22 protein-coding genes are annotated in these 18,419 nt (G+C 71.8%); 20 read left to right on the top strand and 2 right to left on the bottom strand.

All coding sequences use genetic code 11. From position 1 onward, the window contains the following. The first annotated feature begins 117 nt into the window (after positions 1 to 117). The 10 genes from hisD to ACZ41I_RS22080 all read left to right on the top strand — a co-directional run bounded on the left by hisD (position 118) and on the right by ACZ41I_RS22080 (position 8,207). The gene (gene hisD, locus ACZ41I_RS22125) at positions 118 to 1,443 is read left to right on the top strand and encodes a histidinol dehydrogenase (protein WP_399770035.1); all 1,326 of its coding nucleotides are present in this window, start codon (positions 118 to 120) and stop codon (positions 1,441 to 1,443) included. Continuing rightward, complete coding sequence (locus ACZ41I_RS22120; RefSeq protein ID WP_399770037.1) at positions 1,440 to 2,552, top strand: histidinol-phosphate transaminase; 1,113 nt, start codon at positions 1,440 to 1,442, stop codon at positions 2,550 to 2,552. The genes hisD and ACZ41I_RS22120 overlap by 4 nt, the downstream gene beginning before the upstream one ends. Beyond that, complete coding sequence (hisB, locus tag ACZ41I_RS22115; protein WP_030783530.1) at positions 2,549 to 3,142, top strand: imidazoleglycerol-phosphate dehydratase HisB; 594 nt, start codon at positions 2,549 to 2,551, stop codon at positions 3,140 to 3,142. The genes ACZ41I_RS22120 and hisB overlap by 4 nt, the downstream gene beginning before the upstream one ends. Positions 3,143 to 3,146: 4 nt before the next feature. Beyond that, the gene (locus ACZ41I_RS22110; RefSeq protein WP_363213570.1) at positions 3,147 to 3,311 is read left to right on the top strand and encodes a hypothetical protein; all 165 of its coding nucleotides are present in this window, start codon (positions 3,147 to 3,149) and stop codon (positions 3,309 to 3,311) included. Then, positions 3,308 to 3,952, top strand: coding sequence for an imidazole glycerol phosphate synthase subunit HisH (hisH, locus tag ACZ41I_RS22105; RefSeq protein WP_399770040.1), 645 nt, complete (start codon positions 3,308 to 3,310; stop codon positions 3,950 to 3,952). Before ACZ41I_RS22110 ends, hisH begins: the two co-directional genes overlap by 4 nt. A gap of 3 nt (positions 3,953 to 3,955) precedes the next feature. Beyond that, positions 3,956 to 4,681 carry a bifunctional 1-(5-phosphoribosyl)-5-((5-phosphoribosylamino)methylideneamino)imidazole-4-carboxamide isomerase/phosphoribosylanthranilate isomerase PriA gene (priA, locus tag ACZ41I_RS22100; protein ID WP_363213572.1) on the top strand — a complete coding sequence of 242 codons (726 nt, stop codon included), beginning with the start codon at positions 3,956 to 3,958 and terminating at the stop codon, positions 4,679 to 4,681. Next, positions 4,678 to 5,070 carry a RidA family protein gene (locus ACZ41I_RS22095; RefSeq protein ID WP_363213573.1) on the top strand — a complete coding sequence of 131 codons (393 nt, stop codon included), beginning with the start codon at positions 4,678 to 4,680 and terminating at the stop codon, positions 5,068 to 5,070. Before priA ends, ACZ41I_RS22095 begins: the two co-directional genes overlap by 4 nt. Before the next feature lie 24 nt (positions 5,071 to 5,094). After that, entirely contained in the window at positions 5,095 to 5,850 is a 756-nt protein-coding gene (hisF, locus tag ACZ41I_RS22090) for an imidazole glycerol phosphate synthase subunit HisF (protein ID WP_468514865.1), read from the top strand. A gap of 84 nt (positions 5,851 to 5,934) precedes the next feature. Further along, a complete protein-coding gene (locus tag ACZ41I_RS22085; RefSeq protein WP_399770045.1) occupies positions 5,935 to 6,522 on the top strand; it encodes an ArsR/SmtB family transcription factor in 588 nt (195 codons plus the stop codon). Positions 6,523 to 6,536: 14 nt separating this feature from the next. Continuing rightward, complete coding sequence (locus ACZ41I_RS22080; RefSeq protein ID WP_468514864.1) at positions 6,537 to 8,207, top strand: MFS transporter; 1,671 nt, start codon at positions 6,537 to 6,539, stop codon at positions 8,205 to 8,207. An 84-nt stretch (positions 8,208 to 8,291) separates the two neighbouring features. Here the strand turns inward: ACZ41I_RS22080 and ACZ41I_RS22075 are convergent, their stop codons facing one another. Continuing rightward, entirely contained in the window at positions 8,292 to 8,927 is a 636-nt protein-coding gene (locus ACZ41I_RS22075; RefSeq protein WP_363213578.1) for a TIGR03085 family metal-binding protein, read from the bottom strand. Between the two features lie 127 nt (positions 8,928 to 9,054). Here ACZ41I_RS22075 and hisI point away from each other — a divergent pair, with 127 nt between their 5' ends. After that, a complete protein-coding gene (gene hisI / locus ACZ41I_RS22070; protein ID WP_468514863.1) occupies positions 9,055 to 9,507 on the top strand; it encodes a phosphoribosyl-AMP cyclohydrolase in 453 nt (150 codons plus the stop codon). Between the two features lie 11 nt (positions 9,508 to 9,518). Beyond that, a complete protein-coding gene (locus tag ACZ41I_RS22065) occupies positions 9,519 to 10,997 on the top strand; it encodes an anthranilate synthase component I (protein WP_363213580.1) in 1,479 nt (492 codons plus the stop codon). Positions 10,998 to 11,003: 6 nt separating this feature from the next. Here ACZ41I_RS22065 and ACZ41I_RS22060 read toward each other — a convergent pair whose 3' ends face one another. Further along, entirely contained in the window at positions 11,004 to 12,212 is a 1,209-nt protein-coding gene (locus ACZ41I_RS22060; RefSeq protein WP_468514862.1) for a S53 family peptidase, read from the bottom strand. A 260-nt stretch (positions 12,213 to 12,472) separates the two neighbouring features. Between ACZ41I_RS22060 and ACZ41I_RS22055 the strand changes: the two genes are divergently transcribed. From ACZ41I_RS22055 to ACZ41I_RS22020, 8 genes are all read left to right on the top strand, one after another. Next, entirely contained in the window at positions 12,473 to 13,111 is a 639-nt protein-coding gene (locus tag ACZ41I_RS22055; RefSeq protein ID WP_363213683.1) for a TIGR02234 family membrane protein, read from the top strand. A gap of 170 nt (positions 13,112 to 13,281) precedes the next feature. Further along, entirely contained in the window at positions 13,282 to 13,536 is a 255-nt protein-coding gene (locus ACZ41I_RS22050; RefSeq protein WP_468514861.1) for an HGxxPAAW family protein, read from the top strand. 161 nt (positions 13,537 to 13,697) lie between these two features. Beyond that, positions 13,698 to 14,162: a DUF2752 domain-containing protein gene (locus ACZ41I_RS22045; RefSeq protein ID WP_468514860.1), complete on the top strand. Its 465-nt coding sequence runs from the start codon at positions 13,698 to 13,700 to the stop codon at positions 14,160 to 14,162. A gap of 134 nt (positions 14,163 to 14,296) precedes the next feature. Continuing rightward, positions 14,297 to 15,106 (top strand): indole-3-glycerol phosphate synthase TrpC, encoded by an 810-nt coding sequence (gene trpC / locus ACZ41I_RS22040; RefSeq protein WP_363213582.1) that lies wholly within the window; start codon positions 14,297 to 14,299, stop codon positions 15,104 to 15,106. Positions 15,107 to 15,127: 21 nt separating this feature from the next. Beyond that, positions 15,128 to 15,361, top strand: coding sequence for a tryptophan biosynthesis modulator TrpM (gene trpM, locus ACZ41I_RS22035; RefSeq protein WP_468514859.1), 234 nt, complete (start codon positions 15,128 to 15,130; stop codon positions 15,359 to 15,361). Positions 15,362 to 15,430: 69 nt separating this feature from the next. Next, positions 15,431 to 16,714 (top strand): tryptophan synthase subunit beta, encoded by a 1,284-nt coding sequence (gene trpB / locus ACZ41I_RS22030; protein WP_363213583.1) that lies wholly within the window; start codon positions 15,431 to 15,433, stop codon positions 16,712 to 16,714. Continuing rightward, entirely contained in the window at positions 16,711 to 17,529 is an 819-nt protein-coding gene (gene trpA, locus ACZ41I_RS22025) for a tryptophan synthase subunit alpha (protein WP_363213584.1), read from the top strand. Before trpB ends, trpA begins: the two co-directional genes overlap by 4 nt. A 97-nt stretch (positions 17,530 to 17,626) precedes the next feature. Further along, a complete protein-coding gene (locus ACZ41I_RS22020) occupies positions 17,627 to 18,400 on the top strand; it encodes a DsbA family protein (protein WP_399770059.1) in 774 nt (257 codons plus the stop codon). Positions 18,401 to 18,419: the final 19 nt, after the last annotated feature.

The raw sequence follows: 18,419 nt of genomic DNA, 5'->3' as shown, positions 1-18,419 counted from the left end.
GCTGTGTGACGTCCGGAACACTAAAGGTGAGGGTGATCTTCCGAGTTCGGCCACGTTCTGTATCAGCCATTGATACGCGCCACCGGCTCGCGACGCCGGTCTGAGAGAATTGGGACTGTGATTTCCCGAATCGATCTGCGTGGCGACGCCCTTCCCGAGGGCCCCGCCCTGCGCGACCTGCTGCCCCGAGCCGACTTCGACGTTCAGGCCGCCCTGGAGAAGGTGCGTCCGATCTGCGAGGCCGTGCATCATCGTGGCGACGCGGCGCTGATCGACTTCGCCGAGAAGTTCGACGGAGTACGGCTGGAATCCGTCCGTGTCCCGGCCCGGGCGCTCACCGACGCGCTGGAGGCCCTCGACCCGGCCGTGCGCGCGGCCCTGGAGGAGTCCATCCGCCGCGCCCGTCTGGTCCACCGCGAGCAGCGCCGCAGCACGCACACCGTCCAGGTCGTGCCCGGCGGGTCCGTCACCGAGAAGTGGGTGCCGGTCGAGCGCGTCGGGCTGTACGCGCCGGGCGGCCGGTCCGTCTACCCCTCCTCCGTGATCATGAATGTCGTACCGGCGCAGGAGGCCGGCGTCGCGTCCATCGCGCTCGCCTCCCCGGCGCAGGCCGAGTTCGGGGGCCTGCCGCACCCGACGATCCTCGCCGCGTGCGCGCTGCTCGGCGTGGACGAGGTCTACGCGGCCGGCGGCGCCACCGCCGTCGCGATGTTCGCCTACGGCACCGAGTCCTGCCCGCCCGCCAACATGGTCACCGGCCCCGGCAACATCTGGGTCGCCGCCGCCAAGCGCTTCTTCACCGGCAAGATCGGCATCGACGCGGAGGCCGGTCCGACGGAGATCGCGATCCTCGCGGACGACACCGCCGACCCGGTGCACGTGGCCTCGGACCTGATCAGCCAGGCCGAGCACGACCCGCTCGCGGCGGCCGTGCTGGTCACCGACTCCGTGGAGCTGGCGGAGGCGGTGGAGAAGGAGCTGGAGCCGCAGGTCGCGGCCACCAGGCACGTCGAGGACCGGATCGTGCCCGCGCTGCGGGGCAGGCAGTCCGCGATCGTGCTGGTCGACGGCATCGAGGAGGGCCTGCGGGTCGTCGACGCGTACGGCGCCGAGCACCTGGAGATCCAGACCGCCGACGCGGCGGCCGTGGCGGACCGGGTGAAGAACGCGGGCGCGATCTTCATCGGCCCCTGGGCCCCCGTCTCGCTCGGCGACTACGCGGCCGGGTCCAACCACGTCCTGCCCACCGGCGGCTGCGCCTGCCACTCCTCGGGCCTGTCCGTGCAGTCCTTCCTGCGCGGTATCCACATCGTCGACTACACGAAGGACGCGCTGGCCGAGGTCGCGCATCACGTGGTGACGCTGGCGGAGGCGGAGGACCTGCCGGCGCACGGCGCGGCGATCAAGGCGAGGTTCGGCTGGAAGGTACCCGAGAGCAAGTGAGCGACGTGAGGATCGACGATCTTCCCGTACGGGACGAGCTGCGCGGCAAGTCCCCTTACGGCGCGCCCCAGTTGGACGTCCCCGTACGGCTGAACACCAACGAGAACCCCTACCCGCTGCCGGAGCCGCTGGTCGAGCGGATCGCGGAGCGGGTGCGGGAGGCCGCCCGTGACCTGAACCGCTACCCCGACCGGGACGCGGTCCAGCTGCGCACGGAGCTGGCCAAGTACCTGACGAAGACCGGCAAGTACCCGCTCGGCATCGAGAACGTATGGGCCGCCAACGGCTCGAACGAGGTCATCCAGCAGCTGCTGCAGACCTTCGGCGGGCCGGGCCGTACCGCGATCGGCTTCGAGCCGTCGTACTCGATGCACGCGCTCATCGCGCGCGGCACGGGCACGGGCTGGATCTCGGGTCCCCGCAAGGAGGACTTCACGATCGACCTCGCCGCCGCCGAGCGGGCGATCGCCGAGCACAAGCCGGACGTCGTCTTCATCACCACCCCCAACAACCCCACGGGCAACGCGGTCCCGCCGCAGACGGTCCTCGCGCTGTACGAGGCGGCCCAGGCGGCCAAGCCGTCGATGGTGATCGTGGACGAGGCGTACATCGAGTTCAGCCACGGCGACTCGCTGCTGCCCCTGCTGGAGGGCCGGCCGCACCTGGTCGTCTCCCGGACCATGTCGAAGGCGTTCGGCGCGGCGGGCCTGCGCCTCGGCTACCTCGCCGCCGACCCGGCGGTCGTGGACGCCGTCCAGCTCGTCCGGCTGCCGTACCACCTGTCGGCGATCACCCAGGCGACCGCGCTGGCCGCGCTGGAGCACACCGACACGCTGCTGAAGTACGTCGAGCAGCTGAAGGCCGAGCGGGACCGGCTGGTCGCCGAGCTGCGCGCGACCGGTTACGAGGTCGTCGAGTCCGACGCCAACTTCGTGCAGTTCGGCCGGTTCGCGAGCGCCCACGAGGCCTGGCAGAAGATCCTCGACCGGGGCGTCCTGGTCCGGGACAACGGTGTACCGGGGTGGCTGCGGGTGTCGGCCGGAACCCCGGAGGAGAACGACGCGTTCCTCGACGCGGTCCGTGAGATGAAGAAGGAGCAGGGTTCATGAGCCGCGTTGGACGCGTGGAGCGCACCACCAAGGAGACCTCGGTCCTCGTCGAGATAGACCTCGACGGCACCGGCCGGACCGACATCGCCACCGGCGTCGGCTTCTACGACCACATGCTCGACCAGCTCGGCCGGCACGGCCTGTTCGACCTGACCGTGAAGACCGACGGCGACCTGCACATCGACTCCCACCACACCATCGAGGACACCGCCCTCGCGCTGGGCGCCGCCTTCAAGCAGGCGCTCGGCGACAAGGTGGGCATCTACCGCTTCGGCAACTGCACGGTTCCGCTGGACGAGTCGCTGGCGCAGGTGACGGTCGACCTGAGCGGCCGGCCCTACCTGGTGCACACCGAGCCCGAGAACATGGCGCCGATGATCGGCGAGTACGACACCACGATGACCCGGCACATCCTGGAGTCCTTCGTGGCCCAGGCGCAGATCGCGCTGCACGTGCACGTGCCCTACGGGCGCAACGCGCACCACATCGTGGAGTGCCAGTTCAAGGCCCTGGCCCGGGCGCTGCGTTACGCCTCCGAGCGCGACCCGCGCGCGGCCGGCATCCTCCCCTCCACGAAGGGCGCGCTGTAAACCCATGAACGGTGTTTCGACCCTTTTGATCGTCGTCGGCCTGTTTCTGGTCGGCGGCATCATCTCCTTCGTCAAGCAGAAGATGCCCACGAGCCTCATCGTGCTGCTCTCCATCGGCGCGGGCCTGTGCCTCGTCGCGGGCGTCATGCGGCTGGAGGTGTGGAATTGAGCGCTGCAACGAAAAAGGTCGTCGTCTTCGACTACGGCTTCGGCAACGTCCGCTCCGCCGAGCGTGCCCTCGCGCGCGTGGGCGCCGACGTCGAGATAACGCGCGACTTCGACAAGGCCATGAACGCCGACGGACTGCTCGTGCCGGGCGTCGGTGCCTTCGCCGCCTGCATGCAGGGCCTGCGCGCCGCCCGCGGTGACTGGGTCGTGGACCGCCGGCTGTCCGGCGGGCGGCCCGTGATGGGCATCTGTGTCGGCATGCAGATCCTGTTCGCGCGCGGCATCGAGCACGGCGTGGAGGCCGAGGGCCTGGACGAGTGGCCCGGCACGGTCGAGCCGCTCCAGGCCGACGTCGTGCCCCACATGGGCTGGAACACCGTTGAGGCCCCGGCCGACTCCCAGCTGTTCGCCGGCCTGGACGCCGACGCCCGCTTCTACTTCGTGCACTCCTACGCCGTCCACGACTGGGCCCTTCAGACGCACAACCCGGTGATCGAGGCCCCCAAGGTCACCTGGTCGACGCACGGCAAGCCGTTCGTGGCCGCCGTGGAGAACGGCGCCCTGTGGGCCACCCAGTTCCACCCCGAGAAGTCCGGCGACGCCGGTGCCCAGCTCCTCACCAACTGGATCGGAACCCTGTAGACCATGGCCAAGCTCGAACTCCTCCCCGCCGTCGACGTCCGTGACGGCCAGGCCGTCCGCCTCGTGCACGGCGAGTCCGGGACCGAGACCTCCTACGGCTCCCCGCTGGAGGCCGCCCTCGCCTGGCAGCGCTCCGGCGCCGAGTGGCTGCACCTGGTCGACCTGGACGCCGCCTTCGGCACGGGCGACAACCGCGAGCTGATCGCCGAGGTCGCCCGGGCGATGGACATCAAGGTGGAGCTGTCCGGCGGCATCCGCGACGACGCCTCGCTGGCCGCCGCCCTGGCCACCGGCTGCACGCGCGTCAACCTCGGCACGGCCGCCCTGGAGACCCCGGAGTGGGTCGCCAAGGTCATCGCCGAGCACGGTGACAAGATCGCGGTCGGCCTGGACGTGCGCGGCACCACCCTGCGCGGCCGCGGCTGGACCCGCGACGGCGGCGACCTCTACGAGACGCTGGAACGCCTCGACAAGGAGGGCTGCGCCCGGTACGTCGTCACCGACATCGCCAAGGACGGCACGCTGCAGGGCCCGAACCTGGAGCTGCTGAAGAACGTGTGCGCGGCGACGGACCGCCCGGTCGTGGCCTCGGGCGGCGTGTCGTCCCTGGACGATCTGCGGGCCATCGCCGAGCTGGTACCCCTCGGTGTCGAGGGCTCCATCGTCGGGAAGGCCCTGTACGCGAAGGCGTTCACCCTGGAAGAGGCCTTGGAGGCTGTGTCGTCATGACCGAAGCCGTGCGGCGCGTGCAGAGCGGAAGTCCCTGGGAAGAGAGTTTCGGTTTCGCACGTGCCGTGGCGGCGGGCGACCGTGTGCTGGTGGCGGGCACGACGTCCTTCCGGGGCGATGTGCTGTACGGCGAGGGCGACCCCTACGAACAGGCCAAAGTGGCCTTCACCAGCGCCATCGAGGCGATCGGCGAGTGCGGACTCGGCATCGACTCCGTCATCCGTACGCGGATGTACCTGACCCATGTGCGGGACGTGGACGCCGTCGGCCGGGCGCACAAGGAGATCTTCGACTCCGTACGCCCGGTCTCGACCCTGCTGGTCGTCGAGGGCTTCGTCGACCCGCGCATCCTGGTCGAAGTGGAACTAGAAGCATTCAGAGGCCAGTAGGGCCTCCTAAGGAGCCGTGACCTCATGACCGTGGCGGTCCGAGTCATCCCCTGCCTGGACGTCGACAACGGCCGGGTCGTCAAGGGCGTCAACTTCCAGAACCTGCGCGACGCGGGCGACCCGGTCGAGATGGCGAAGGTGTACGACGCCGAGGGCGCCGACGAGCTGACGTTCCTGGACATCACCGCGTCCTCGGGCAACCGGGAGACGACGTACGACGTGGTGCGCCGCACCGCCGAGCAGGTGTTCATCCCGCTGACGGTCGGCGGCGGTGTCCGCACGGCCGACGACGTGGACAAGCTGCTGCGGGCGGGCGCCGACAAGGTGGGCGTGAACACCGCCGCGATCGCCCGTCCGGACCTGATCCGCGAGATCGCCGAGCGCTTCGGCCGCCAGGTCCTGGTCCTGTCGGTCGACGCCCGCCGCACCGAGTCGGGCTCCTTCGAGGTGACGACCCACGGCGGCCGCAGAGGGACCGGCATCGACGCCGTGGAGTGGGCGCACCGGGCGGCCGAGCTGGGCGCGGGCGAGATCCTGCTGAACTCGATGGACGCGGACGGCACGAAGGACGGCTACGACCTGGAGATGATCGCGGCCGTCCGCAAGCACGTGACCGTCCCGGTGATCGCGTCCGGCGGCGCCGGTGCACTGGCCCACTTCCCGCCGGCCGTCCAGGCCGGCGCGGACGCGGTACTGGCCGCGTCGGTCTTCCACTTCGGCGACCTGAGGATCGGCGAGGTGAAGCAGACGCTGCGGGAGGCCGGGCACCCGGTGCGGTGACGCCCCGCTGATGCAGGGCAGATGCGAAAGGGAAGTTGCGCAAAATCTGTTGTGCAACTTTTCTTTCGTATCTAGCGTGGGGGTATGGCACAGGAAGAGGAGCGCCGGATCACGGACGTGGGCACCCTGAAGGCGCTCGCGCACCCGCTGCGCATGAAGCTGTACCGGCTGCTGTTCATCGCCGAGGCGGCCACCGCCTCGCAGCTCGCCGAACAGGTCGACGAGGCCGTCTCGCTGGTCAGCTACCACCTGCGCAAGCTCGCCGAGCACGGCCTGGTGGAGGAGGCCGAGCCGCGCAGCGCGGACGCCCGCGAGCGCTGGTGGCAGCCCTCCTCCGAAGGCGTCTCCATCCGCGACCAGGACTTCCAGGACGCCCCCGAGAAGGTGGCCGCCCATCTGGCGGCCTCGCGCATGTTCCTGGAACAGCGCGCCGAGATGTACCGCAGATACCTGGACGAGCGGGCCCACTGGGGCGCGGAGTGGAACACGGCCGCCCATGACTCCGAGTCGCTGCTCAGGCTGACCGCCGAGGAACTGGCCGGACTGAAGAAGGACATGCACGACCTGCTCAAACGCTACGACGAGCAGGGGCGCGCCCGAGAGGCCGCCGGCGACACCGAAGGGCGCGAGCACGTCGCGCTGCACGTGTACGGCTTCCCGTTCCGCGTCTGAGAGGGCCCTCCTCCGTGACCACCACGCTCATACCGCCGGCGACCGCCCCGCAGGCCCACCGCGACCCCAACGTCCGGCGCTGGCTCGCTGCCTACACCTCCTCGATGCTGGGCGACAACATCTACTACCTCGCCCTGTCCTGGGCCGCCGTGCGGGCCGGGACGCCTGCGCAGGCCGGGCTGGTGATGTCGGCCAGCGCGCTGCCCAGGGCTGTGCTGATGCTGGGCGGGGGAGTCGTCGCCGACCGGTTCGGGCCGCGCCGGGTCGTCATCGGCAGTGACGCCGTGCGCTGCGCCGCGGTCCTCGCCGTGGCCGCCCTGCTGGCCGTCACCCGCCCCGGTCTGTGGCCACTCGCCCTGCTGGCGCTGGTCTTCGGCACCGTCGACGCCGTCTTCATGCCCGCCGTCGGCGCTCTCCCGGCCCGCCTCACAGAGAAGGACCAGCTCGCCCGGGTCCAGGGCATGCGCGGCCTCGCCATCCGTTTCGCCGGCGTGGTCGGCGCACCGCTCGGCGGCCTCGGCGTGGCCGTCGGCGGCGCGCCGGCGGCCTTCGCGCTCGCCGGCCTGCTCATCGCCGTCTCCGTGCCACTGCTGCTGTCCGTACAGGTACGGGACCTGCCGGCACACCGGGCGGCGCGGGAGGCGGGGCCGGTGCGGGGGGACGCGTCCGAGGTGCCGGGGACGGTCGGGGATGACGTGTCCGAGGTGCTGGGAGTCGCCTGGGGCGGTGGGTCTGAGGTGCCGGGGGTCGGCCGGGGTGATGCGCCTGCGGTGCCGGGGGTCGGCCGGTGCGAGGCACCTGCGGTGCGGGGGGTCGCGCGGGGCGACGCGACCGTGGTGCTGGGGGTCGCTGGGGGTGATGCGTCTGCGGTGCTGGGGGTCGCTGGGGGCGATGCGTCTGCGGTGCGAGGGTTCGCTGGGGGTGATGCGTCTGCGGTGCGGGGGTTCGCCGACGGTGATGCACCTCCGGTGCCGGGGACCACCCGGGACGACGCGCCCGCGGTGCCGGGGAGCGCCCGGGACGACGCGCCCGCGGTGCCGGGGACCGTGCGGGACGACGTGCCCGGTGCGGCGGGTACCGTCTGGAGTGACCTTCGCGTCGGTCTGCGGTACATCCGCCGGCACCGCGTCCTGGCCCCGCTGATGCTGGCCATCGCCCTCGGCGACCTGGGGTTCGTCGGTCCGCTGAACGTCGGCCTGACGCTGCTCGCCGACCATCGCGGCTGGGGGGCCTCCGGCATGGGCTGGGTACTGGCCGGATTCGGGGTCGGTGCGGGAGCCGCCTCGCTGCTGCTGACGGTCCGCGGACGGCTGCCGCGCGCCGGACTGGTCACCGGGTGCGCGTGCGCCGCGGGATCCGTGGCCGTCGGCGCCCTCGCGTTCGCGCCGACCCTGGCGGCGGCCGTCGGTACGGCCCTGCTCGTCGGCCTGCTCACCGGGCTCAGCGGCGCCCTGTGCGGAGCCCTGCTGCAGACCCAGTCGGACCCCGCCCGCCTGGGCCGCGTCACCGCCGTCTCCAGCCTGGTCAGCCTCGGTCTCACCCCGCTGAGCATGCCCGTGGCGGCCACCGCGATCGGCGTCTGGGGGCTCGGGCCGGTCTACGCGGTCAGCGCCGCCGTGTGCGGCCTCGGCGGGCTCGTCTTCCTCGTCGTACCGGCCCTGCGCCGCGCGGAACTGCCCGGCTGACCACGCACCGCGCCGACCGGACCGGCCGCGCCGGACCCCAGCGGGTGCGGCTGCGCGACCGCCCGGATCACCCGACCGCCCGGATCAGATGCCCAGCTGCTTGGACTCGTGCAGCTTGGCGATCGCGTCCGCGTCGCCGTCCACCTGCACCTTCGCCGCGTTCTGCCGGCCGAACGCGAACATCAGCAGCTCCGACGGCTCTCCGGTCACCGTCACCACCGGCGCACCCCGGTGCGCCACCGCCGTCTGCCCGTCCGGGCGGCGCAGCACCAGCCCCGTCGGCACCCCCCGGGCCACCAGCCGCGCGGTGCGCTCCAGCCGGGACCACAGGGCGTCCTGGAAGACCGGGTCCAGCTCACGCGGGCTCCAGTCCGGCTGGGCACGGCGGACGTCCTCGGTGTGGACGTAGAACTCGACGATGTTGGCCGCCTCGTCGACCTGCTTGAGCTGGAACGGCGAGAAGCGCGGCGGGCCGGTACGGATCAGCTGGATCAGCTCCTCGTACGGCTTCGCGGAGTACTCGGCCATCACCTTCTCCAGGCGCGGCGCGAGCTGTTTGATCAGCGTGCCCCCGGCCGCGTCCGGGCGGCGCTCGCGCACGATCACATGCGCGGCCAGGTCCCGGGTGCGCCAGCCCTCGCAGAGGGTCGGCGCGTCCGGACCGACGGTTTCCAAGAGGTCGGCGAGCAGAAGCCGTTCACGCTTGGCGAAGGTCGACATGTGATCAGCCTACGACCAGGCGCCGCGTCCGCCCAACCGTCACCCGATCACCACCCCGTCGCGCCGCCGTGACCATCCAATGGACACGGCACCGGCGTTGTCGTACCCGCGCGGCACAATGGCACCCATGACCCGTACGACCGGTACTCCCGCCCGTCGCCCGACCACCGCCCCCGACGGAGGCGCTTCGCCCCGCAGTGTGCCCCCCAGCAGCCTCGCCCCGGAGATCGCCGCCCGCCTCAAGCGCAGCTCCGACGGACTCCTGCCCGCCATCGCCCAGCAGTACGACACGGGCGAGGTGCTCATGCTCGGCTGGATGGACGACGAGGCGCTGCACCGCACGCTGACCACCGGCCGCTGCACCTACTGGTCCCGCAGCCGCCAGGAGTACTGGGTCAAGGGCGACACCTCGGGCCACGTCCAGTGGGTGAAGTCGGTCGCCCTGGACTGCGACGCCGACACCGTGCTGGTCAAGGTCGACCAGCTGGGCGCGGCCTGCCACACCGGCGCGCGCACCTGCTTCGACGAGGACGTGCTCCTCAAGGACGCCGATTCCGCCGTCCGGACCACTGATCAGTAAGGTCAGCCGCCATGGACCTCGAGACCTTCCGCAAGCTCGCCACCGACCGGCGTGTCATCCCGGTCACGCGCAAGCTCCTCGCCGACGGCGACACCCCGGTCGCGCTCTACCGCAAGCTCGCCGCGGAGCGCCCCGGCACCTTCCTGCTGGAGTCCGCGGAGAACGGCCGCTCCTGGTCCCGCTACTCCTTCGTGGGAGTCCGCAGCGCCGCCACGCTGACCGCGCGCGACGGACAGGCCCACTGGCTCGGCACCCCGCCCGTCGGCGTCCCCGTCGAGGGTGACCCGCTGGCCGCCCTGCGGGCGACGATCCAGGCCCTGCACACCCCCCACCAGGAGGGCCTGCCGCCCTTCACCGGCGGCATGGTCGGCTATCTGGGCTACGACATCGTCCGCCGCCTGGAGAAGATCGGCCCCGGCGAGCGCGACGACCTGAACCTGCCCGAGCTGACCATGCTCCTGACCAGCGACCTCGCCGTCATGGACCACTGGGAGGGCTCGGTCCTGCTGATCGCCAACGCGATCAACCACAACGACCTCGACACCGGAGTGGACGAGGCCTACGCCGACGCCGTGGCCCGCCTCGACGCCATGGAGGCCGACCTCACGCGCGCGGTCGCCCAGCCCCCGGCCGTCCTGCCGCCCTCCGAGCTGCCCGAGTACACCGCGCTGTGGGGCGGCCCGGACTTCCAGGTGGCCGTCGAGGACATCAAGGAACGAATCCGCGCGGGCGAGGCCTTCCAGGTCGTGCCCTCGCAGCGCTTCGAGACCCCGTGCACCGCCAGTGCCCTGGACGTCTACCGGGTGCTGCGGGCCACGAACCCGTCCCCGTACATGTACCTGTTCCGCTTCGACGGCTTCGACGTCGTCGGCTCGTCCCCCGAGGCGCTGGTGAAGGTCGAGGACGGGCGGGCGATGGTCCACCCCATCGCCGGCACCCGGCCCCGCGGGACCACCCCGCAGGAGGACCAGGCCCTCGCCGAGGAGCTGCTCGCCGACCCCAAGGAGCGCGCCGAGCACCTGATGCTGGTCGACCTCGGCCGCAACGACCTCGGCCGGGTCTGCGAGCCCGGCTCGGTCGAGGTGGTCGACTTCATGTCCATCGAGCGCTACTCGCACGTGATGCACATCGTCTCCACGGTCACCGGCAGGGTCGCCGAGGGCCGCACCGCCTTCGACGTGCTCACCGCCTGTTTCCCGGCGGGCACCCTCTCCGGCGCGCCCAAGCCCCGCGCGATGCAGATCATCGACGAACTGGAGCCGTCCCGGCGCGGCCTGTACGGCGGCTGTGTCGGCTACCTGGACTTCGCGGGCGACTCGGACACCGCGATCGCCATCCGTACGGCGCTGCTCCGGGGCGGCACGGCATATGTGCAGGCCGGAGCCGGCATCGTCGCCGACTCCGACCCGGTGGCGGAGGACCAGGAGTGCCGCAACAAGGCGGCGGCGGTCCTCCGCGCGGTGCACACGGCCAACCGGCTCAGCTCATAGGAGGGTTCAGCCGGTGAACGCGGCGGTGCCGTTCGGGGTGCCGAGCCCCGACGGCCCGTCGTAGCCGGTGGTGCCGGTGCACAGGTACGAGCCGCCGCAGCTGCCGTTGGAGCCGCCGGTGACGTCGTTCAGCGCCGAGGTGTGCGCGTACGGGAAGGACGCCGGGTAGGAGCCGGCGGACGGGGCACCGGCCAGCGCGTAGGTCGCCGCGATCAGCGGTGCGGAGGCGCTGGTGCCGCCGAAGACCATCCAGCCGCTGCCCTGGCCGTAGGTGTCGTACACCGCGACACCGGTGTTGGGGTCGGCGACCGCCGAGACGTCCGCGACCGTGCGCTTCGCACAGCCGGAGTCCTTCTGCCAGCCGGGCTTGGCGTCGTAGGCGGAGCAGCCGGAGCCGGCCCCGCTCCACACCGTGTCGGTCCAGCCGCGCGTGCCGGAGGCGGTCTTCAGGGACGTACCGCCCACCGCCGTCACGTACTGGGAGGCCGCCGGGTACTCGACGCCGTAGCCGTTGTCACCGGAGGAGACGGTGATGGCGACGCCGGGGTGGTTGAAGTAGCTGGAGTCGTAGGTGGCGTCGCTGGAGGACGCGGAGCCGCCGTAGCTGTTGGAGACGAACTTCGCGCCCAGGTTCACGGCGGTGTTCACGGCCGTGCCCAGGTTGGTCATGCTCGCCGAACTGGCCTCCACCAGCAGGATCTTGCAGTTCGGGCAGGCCGCGCTGACCATGTCGAGGTCGAGTGAGATCTCCTCGGCCCAGCCGGAGTTGCCGCGCGGGTACCTGGTGCCCCCGTTCTGGTCCACCTTCTTGAAGCAGCCGCCCGCCGTGGTGCAGGCCGGCAGGCCGTACTGGGAGCGGTAGGCGGCGAGGTCGGACTCGGCGTTCGGGTCGTCGTACGCGTCGACGATCGCCACCGTCCGGCCCGAACCGCCGCTCGCGGAGGGCAGGTTGTACGCCGCCTGGAGCGAGGCGGGGCCGTAGCCGGAGGGAGTGGCGGCGGCCGTCAGGGCGCTCTCGGCGTGCGCCGACAGCGGGGTGCCCGAGGTGACCTGAAGGGCGTTGCAGGCCATCTGGTCCTTCTTCGTCGGGGCGGCGCAGGCGTGGGCCACGGTGACGCCGTGGGACGAGGCGGCGGCCTGGCCGACCGGGGCGGCCAGGGCGAGGGCGGCCGTGGCGAGCGTGGCCACGGCGGTGAGGGAAACGGTTCTGCGCAACGTACGTCCTCCACGAGGTGGGTGAACCGGGAAGGGCTGTGGGGGGTGCGCGGTGCCACCACGGCGCGGGGTGACGCGCCGGGGTCGCGCAGAACGTACGGATGGCGGGGTCACGTCAACAAGATGGATGTTGAACTGGGAACCTTCCTTTGCGGTTCCTGAGACGTTCATGTGCCGTTCCTGAGCGGATCATGGCTGAAACTCGACCCGCCCATGGCTTGACGGACCCGGGTGTCGGCTCGCGCGGGGTTCAGGCGATAGTGGTACGCGTGACTGCTGTACCTCACCCCCGTACCGAAGCCGCCGCGCCCGTCCGGTCCGGCCGGCGGAGCCTCGCCGTGGCCCTCCTGTGCGGTGCGCTCGGCGCGGCCGTGGCGCTGCTCGCGACCCGGCAGCGCTGGGCGGAGGGCACCGCGACGGTGGCCGGCGGCGCGTTCCCGCTCACCGCCAAGGGCAGCGACGTCACGGGCGTCCCCGCGGCCCTCGCCATAGTGGGCCTCGCCGCGCTCGTCGCCGTCTTCGCCGTCCGCAGGGCCGGCCGGCTCGTCGTCGCCGGGCTGCTCGCGCTGTCCGGAGCCGGCATCACCGCCGCCGCACTCGTCGCCGCCTCCGACAGTTCCGCACTGGACGAGAAGGCCGCCCAGGCGAGCGGCGACACCTCCGCCACCGTCGCCGCGCTCAGCCATACCGGCTGGCCGTACGTCGCGGCCGTCGGCGGTGTGCTGATCCTGCTCGCCGGTCTGCTCGCGCTGCGCTACGGCAGCCTGTGGCCCGCCATGTCCGGCCGTTACGAGCGCGGCACCGACCGCCCGCGCCGCAGGGCCCGGCCGGTCGACCCGGAGCGGCCCGAGGAGATCTGGAAGGCCCTGGACCGGGGCGAGGACCCGACGGGCGCCTGACCCCCGCCCCGGGTGTGGCGAAACAGACGCCACCCCCGCGTCCGGCGGGCGATCCCGTACGGGACAATGGACGCCGAGCGTCCGGCTCGGACAGTGACGGGCGGGCTCGGAGCGGTACGACACGTACGACGCTCTCCTGGGACACGTACACAGCAACGAGGAGCACAGACATGGCGGGCAGCAGCCACGGTCACACCCCGGCCGCCTGGACCGGTGTCATCATTTCCTTCATCGGTTTCTGCGTCGCGGGCGCCTTCATGGTGATGGCCAACGCTGTCGGCTTCTGGGCCGGCATGGTGCTCGCCCTCGGCGGCGCGGTGGTCGGCGGCATCATGAAGGCCATGGGCCTCGGCGCGGACCGGAAGCCCCTCCTGGTGGCCGGGGCGCCCACCGCGACCCGCGAGCCGGTCGGCGCGGAGAGCTGAGCGCGGACACTGCTTTCCCGAGGGGCGGCCCGCATCCGGAGAGGATGCGGGCCGCCCCTCGCGGTGTACGGACGCAGCTGCGGGCAGTCGTGCCGCCGGAGCCGTGCCCCCCGGCGCCCCGGGGAGCTGCAGTGCCGTCGGCTTCAGGGGACAATGTCCGAGTGAACGCCGACAGTCCCCCGGCTCCATCCGCAGTCACGCCCCCGGCCGGGTATGCCGCCCCTGCAGACCCGCTGTGGCGGCGCCTCGCCATCCCGGTCGGGCTCCTCACCGCCGTCGCCGGAGCCTTCGCCTACGTCGGTGCCGTCGACCCGAACGAACCCGGTCACTACCCCGTCTGCCCGCTGTACCGGATCACCGGCCTGTACTGCCCCGGCTGCGGCGGCCTGCGCAGCGCGCACGCCTTCGTCCACGGCGACCTTCTCACCGCCCTGCGCGACAACGCGCTGGGTGTCGCCGCCTACCTGGGCTTCGCCGTGCTGTGGACCGTGTGGGTGATCCGCGCGGCGCGCGGCCGGCCGATGCGCGTGGGCCTGGGACCGGTGCACCTCTGGGCCGCCGGTGCGGTGCTGCTGGTGTTCACAGCGGTCCGGAACCTGCCGTCGGGCGGCTGGCTGCATCCCTGATCACCCGGCGGACGTCCAGGAAGTGGGACCGGCGTCCACCGGATGCGAGGGCTCCAGGCAGCTCCGGATACCATCGCAGTGACCACAGGTTTTCAAAATCTGAAGGAACCACCGTCTGAAAGGGGGCCGCTCGCGTGAGTGTGCTCGACGAGATCATCGACGGAGTCCGTGCCGACCTCGCGGAGCGGCAGGCACGCGTCAGCCTCGACGAGCTCAAGGAGCGCGCGGCCAAGGCTCCCGCCGCCAAGGACGGGGTGGCCGCGCTCAAGGGCGACGGCGTGAAGGTGATCTGCGAGGTCAAGCGCTCCAGCCCCTCCAAGGGCGCGCTGGCCGCGATCGCCGACCCGGCCGGGCTGGCCGCGGACTACGAGGCGGGCGGCGCGGCCGTCATCTCCGTCCTCACCGAACAGCGCCGCTTCGGCGGCTCGCTGGCCGACCTGGAGGCCGTCCGCGCGCGCGTGGACATCCCCGTGCTGCGCAAGGACTTCATCGTCACCTCGTACCAGCTGTGGGAGGCCCGGGCGTACGGCGCCGACCTCGCGCTGCTGATCGTGGCCGCCCTGGACCAGCCGGCCCTGGAGTCGCTGATCGAGCGCGCCGTCTCCATCGGCCTCACCCCGCTCGTCGAGGTCCACGACGAGGACGAGGTCGAGCGGGCCGTGGACGCGGGTGCCAGGATCATCGGCGTCAACGCGCGCAACCTGAAGACGCTCGAGGTCGACCGCGGCACGTTCGAGCGGGTCGCACCGGAGATCCCGGACCACATCGTCAAGGTCGCCGAATCCGGTGTCCGCGGCCCGCACGACCTGATCGCCTACGCCAACGCCGGCGCCGACGCGGTCCTGGTCGGCGAGTCCCTGGTCACCGGCCGTGACCCGAAGACCGCCGTCTCCGACCTGGTCGCCGCGGGCGAGCATCCCGCGCTGCGGCACGGCCGGAGCTGATCACCCGGTAGGCTGACCCCGATGACTGCGACCGTGACGACCGTGGACCGGTACGCCCGCCTTGCGCGCGGCTGCCGCCCGAGGGGCTGCCGTGCCCCGGCGAGGCGTGTCCACGGCCGCAGGGTGCGGTACGTCATCGGTGACGAGCCCGGGCAGGTGAACGGACGTCGATGGCAGTGCGCCCCCCAGGGGCGCGGGGCTCTGTTCGACGTGCGGCCACCGCCGCGCGGGCACGACCGGCCGCACACGGCCTGAGGTCGTCCGACAGGCTCCGCCTCCACGGCGAACAGTGTCTTTCACACGCACTCACCGTGAGGTTCTGGCATGCCCAGCGATTTCTTCTTCCCTGACCCGCAGGGTCAAGTCCCCAGCGCCGAGGGCTACTTCGGCGCGTTCGGCGGCAAGTTCATCCCGGAGGCCCTCGTCGCCGCCGTGGACGAGGTCGCCGTCGAGTACGACAAGGCCAAGCACGACCCCGAGTTCGCCCGAGAGCTCGACGACCTGCTCGTCCACTACACCGGCCGGCCGTCGGCACTGACCGAGGTCCCCCGTTTCGCCGCGGAGGCGGGTGGCGCGCGCGTGTTCCTCAAGCGCGAGGACCTCAACCACACCGGCTCCCACAAGATCAACAACGTGCTCGGCCAGGCCCTGCTCACCAAGCGGATGGGCAAGACCCGGGTCATCGCCGAGACCGGCGCCGGCCAGCACGGCGTCGCCACGGCCACCGCCTGTGCCCTCTTCGGCCTCGACTGCACCATTTACATGGGCGAGGTCGACACCCAGCGCCAGGCGCTGAACGTGGCCCGCATGCGCATGCTCGGTGCCGAGGTCGTCGCGGTGAAGTCCGGCAGCCGCACCCTGAAGGACGCCATCAACGAGGCGTTCCGCGACTGGGTCGCCAATGTGGACCACACGCACTACCTGTTCGGGACCGTCGCCGGACCGCACCCCTTCCCGGCCATGGTCCGCGACTTCCACCGGGTGATCGGCGTCGAGGCCCGCCGCCAGCTGCTGGAGCGCGCCGGGCGCCTCCCGGACGCCGCCATCGCCTGCGTCGGCGGCGGCTCCAACGCCATCGGACTCTTCCACGCCTTCATCCCCGACGAGGGCGTCCGGCTCATCGGCTGCGAGCCGGCCGGACACGGCATCGAGACGGGAGAGCACGCGGCCACCCTGACCGCGGGCGAGCCCGGCATCCTGCACGGCTCCCGGTCCTACGTCCTGCAGGACGACGAGGGCCAGATCACCGAGCCGTACTCGATCTCGGCGGGCCTGGACTACCCGGGCATCGGACCGGAGCACTCCTACCTGAAGGACTCCGGCCGCGGTGAGTACCGCGCGATCACCGACGACGCGGCCATGCAGGCCCTGCGCCTGCTGTCCCGTACCGAGGGCATCATCCCGGCCATCGAGAGCGCCCACGCCCTGGCCGGTGCCCTGGAGGTCGGCAAGGAGCTGGGCAGGGACGGCCTGATCGTCGTCAACCTCTCCGGCCGCGGCGACAAGGACATGGACACCGCCGCCCGCTACTTCGGCCTGTACGACACCGACGCCGAGGTGGCCGCCGACCAAGCCGACACCGCCGAGATCGAGGGGGACGCCAAGTGAGCGGAAACGTCCAGCTGCTGACCGACACCCTCGCAGCGGCGAAGGCCGAGGGCCGCTCCGCGCTCATCGCCTACCTCCCGGCCGGGTTCCCGACCGTGGACGGCGGCATCGAGGCGATCAAGGCCGTCTTCGAGGGCGGGGCGGATGTCGTGGAGGTGGGTCTGCCGCACAGCGACCCCGTCCTCGACGGCCCGGTCATCCAGACCGCCGACGACATCGCCCTGCGGGGCGGCGTCAGGATCGCCGACGTCATGCGGACGGTCCGGGAGGCCCACGCGGCGACCGGCAAGCCGGTGCTCGTCATGACGTACTGGAACCCCATCGACCGCTACGGCGTCGAGCGGTTCACCGCCGAGCTGGCCGAGGCGGGCGGCGCGGGCTGCATCCTGCCCGACCTGCCCGTGCAGGAGTCGGCTCTGTGGCGGGAGCACGCCGAGAAGCACGGCCTCGCGACGGTCTTCGTCGTGGCGCCGAGCAGCAAGGACCAGCGGCTCGCCGAGATCACCGCGGCGGGCAGCGGCTTCGTCTACGCGGCCTCGCTGATGGGTGTCACTGGCACCCGCGAGTCCGTCGGCGCGCAGGCCCAGAACCTGGTCGAGCGCACCCGCGCCACCGGCACCGAACTGCCCGTGTGCGTCGGACTCGGTGTCTCCAACGCCTCCCAGGCCGCCGAGGTCGCGGGCTTCGCCGACGGGGTGATCGTCGGCTCGGCGTTCGTGAAGCGGATGCTGGACGCCCCCGACCACGCGTCGGGTCTCGCGGCGGTTCGCGAGCTGGCCGGGGAGCTGGCGAAGGGCGTGCGCGGACAGGCGTGACCGCCGGTCGTTTTCCCTATCAGAACATTCGGTCACTCGAACGAGTGGACCTGGGACCGGGGAGGCGCGCTGCGCCTCCCCGGTTCGTTCTGGGGGTGTGAGTGAGAAGAACCGTGACGGAAAGCGCACCGCCCGGGAGCGGCTGGCGGTCGAGCGCGAGAAGCAGAAGGCCGCGGACAAGCGGCGGCGCACGCTCATCGTGGGCGCGAGCATCGTCTGCGTCCTGGGCCTCGCGGCGGTGATCGGCGTGCTCGCCGCCAACGCCGGCAAGGAAAAGGGTGCGAAGGCGGGCCCGGTCGTGGCGCCCTCGGGCGCGCAGGGCAAGGACAGCCTCGCGATCCCGGTCGGCAAGGACGGCGCCAAGTCCACGCTCACCGTCTGGGAGGACCTGCGCTGCCCGGCCTGCCAGGCCTTCGAGATCGCCTATCGCCCGACGCTCCACCAGCTGGCCGACTCCGGCAAGCTCAGAATCGACTACCACCTGGTCCGGCTGATCGACGGCAACCTCGGCGGCACCGGCTCCCTGCGCGCGGCCAACGCCGCGGCCTGCGCCCAGGACACCGGAAAGTTCCGCGACTACCACGACGTGCTGTACGCGAACCAGCCCAAGGAAACCGACGACGCGTACGCCGACAACACCAAGCTGATCGACCTGGCTGGAAAGGTCGGCGGTCTGAACACCCCTGCCTTCCAGAAGTGCGTCAAGAACGGCACCCACGACGGCTGGGTGAACAAGTCCCAGAACGCCTTCAAGACCGGCGGCTTCACCGGCACGCCCACGGTCCTGCTCGGCGGGAAGAACATCTACCAGGACCAGACCATGACCCCGGCCAAGCTCAAGCAGATGGTGGAGGCGGCCGACCGCGGGTAAGGACCGCCCCCGGCCCCGT

This window comes from Streptomyces sp. NPDC030799 (genome assembly GCF_055572255.1).
Note: the sequence above shows the minus strand (reverse complement) of the source record. Positions and strands in the feature narration are given on the sequence as shown.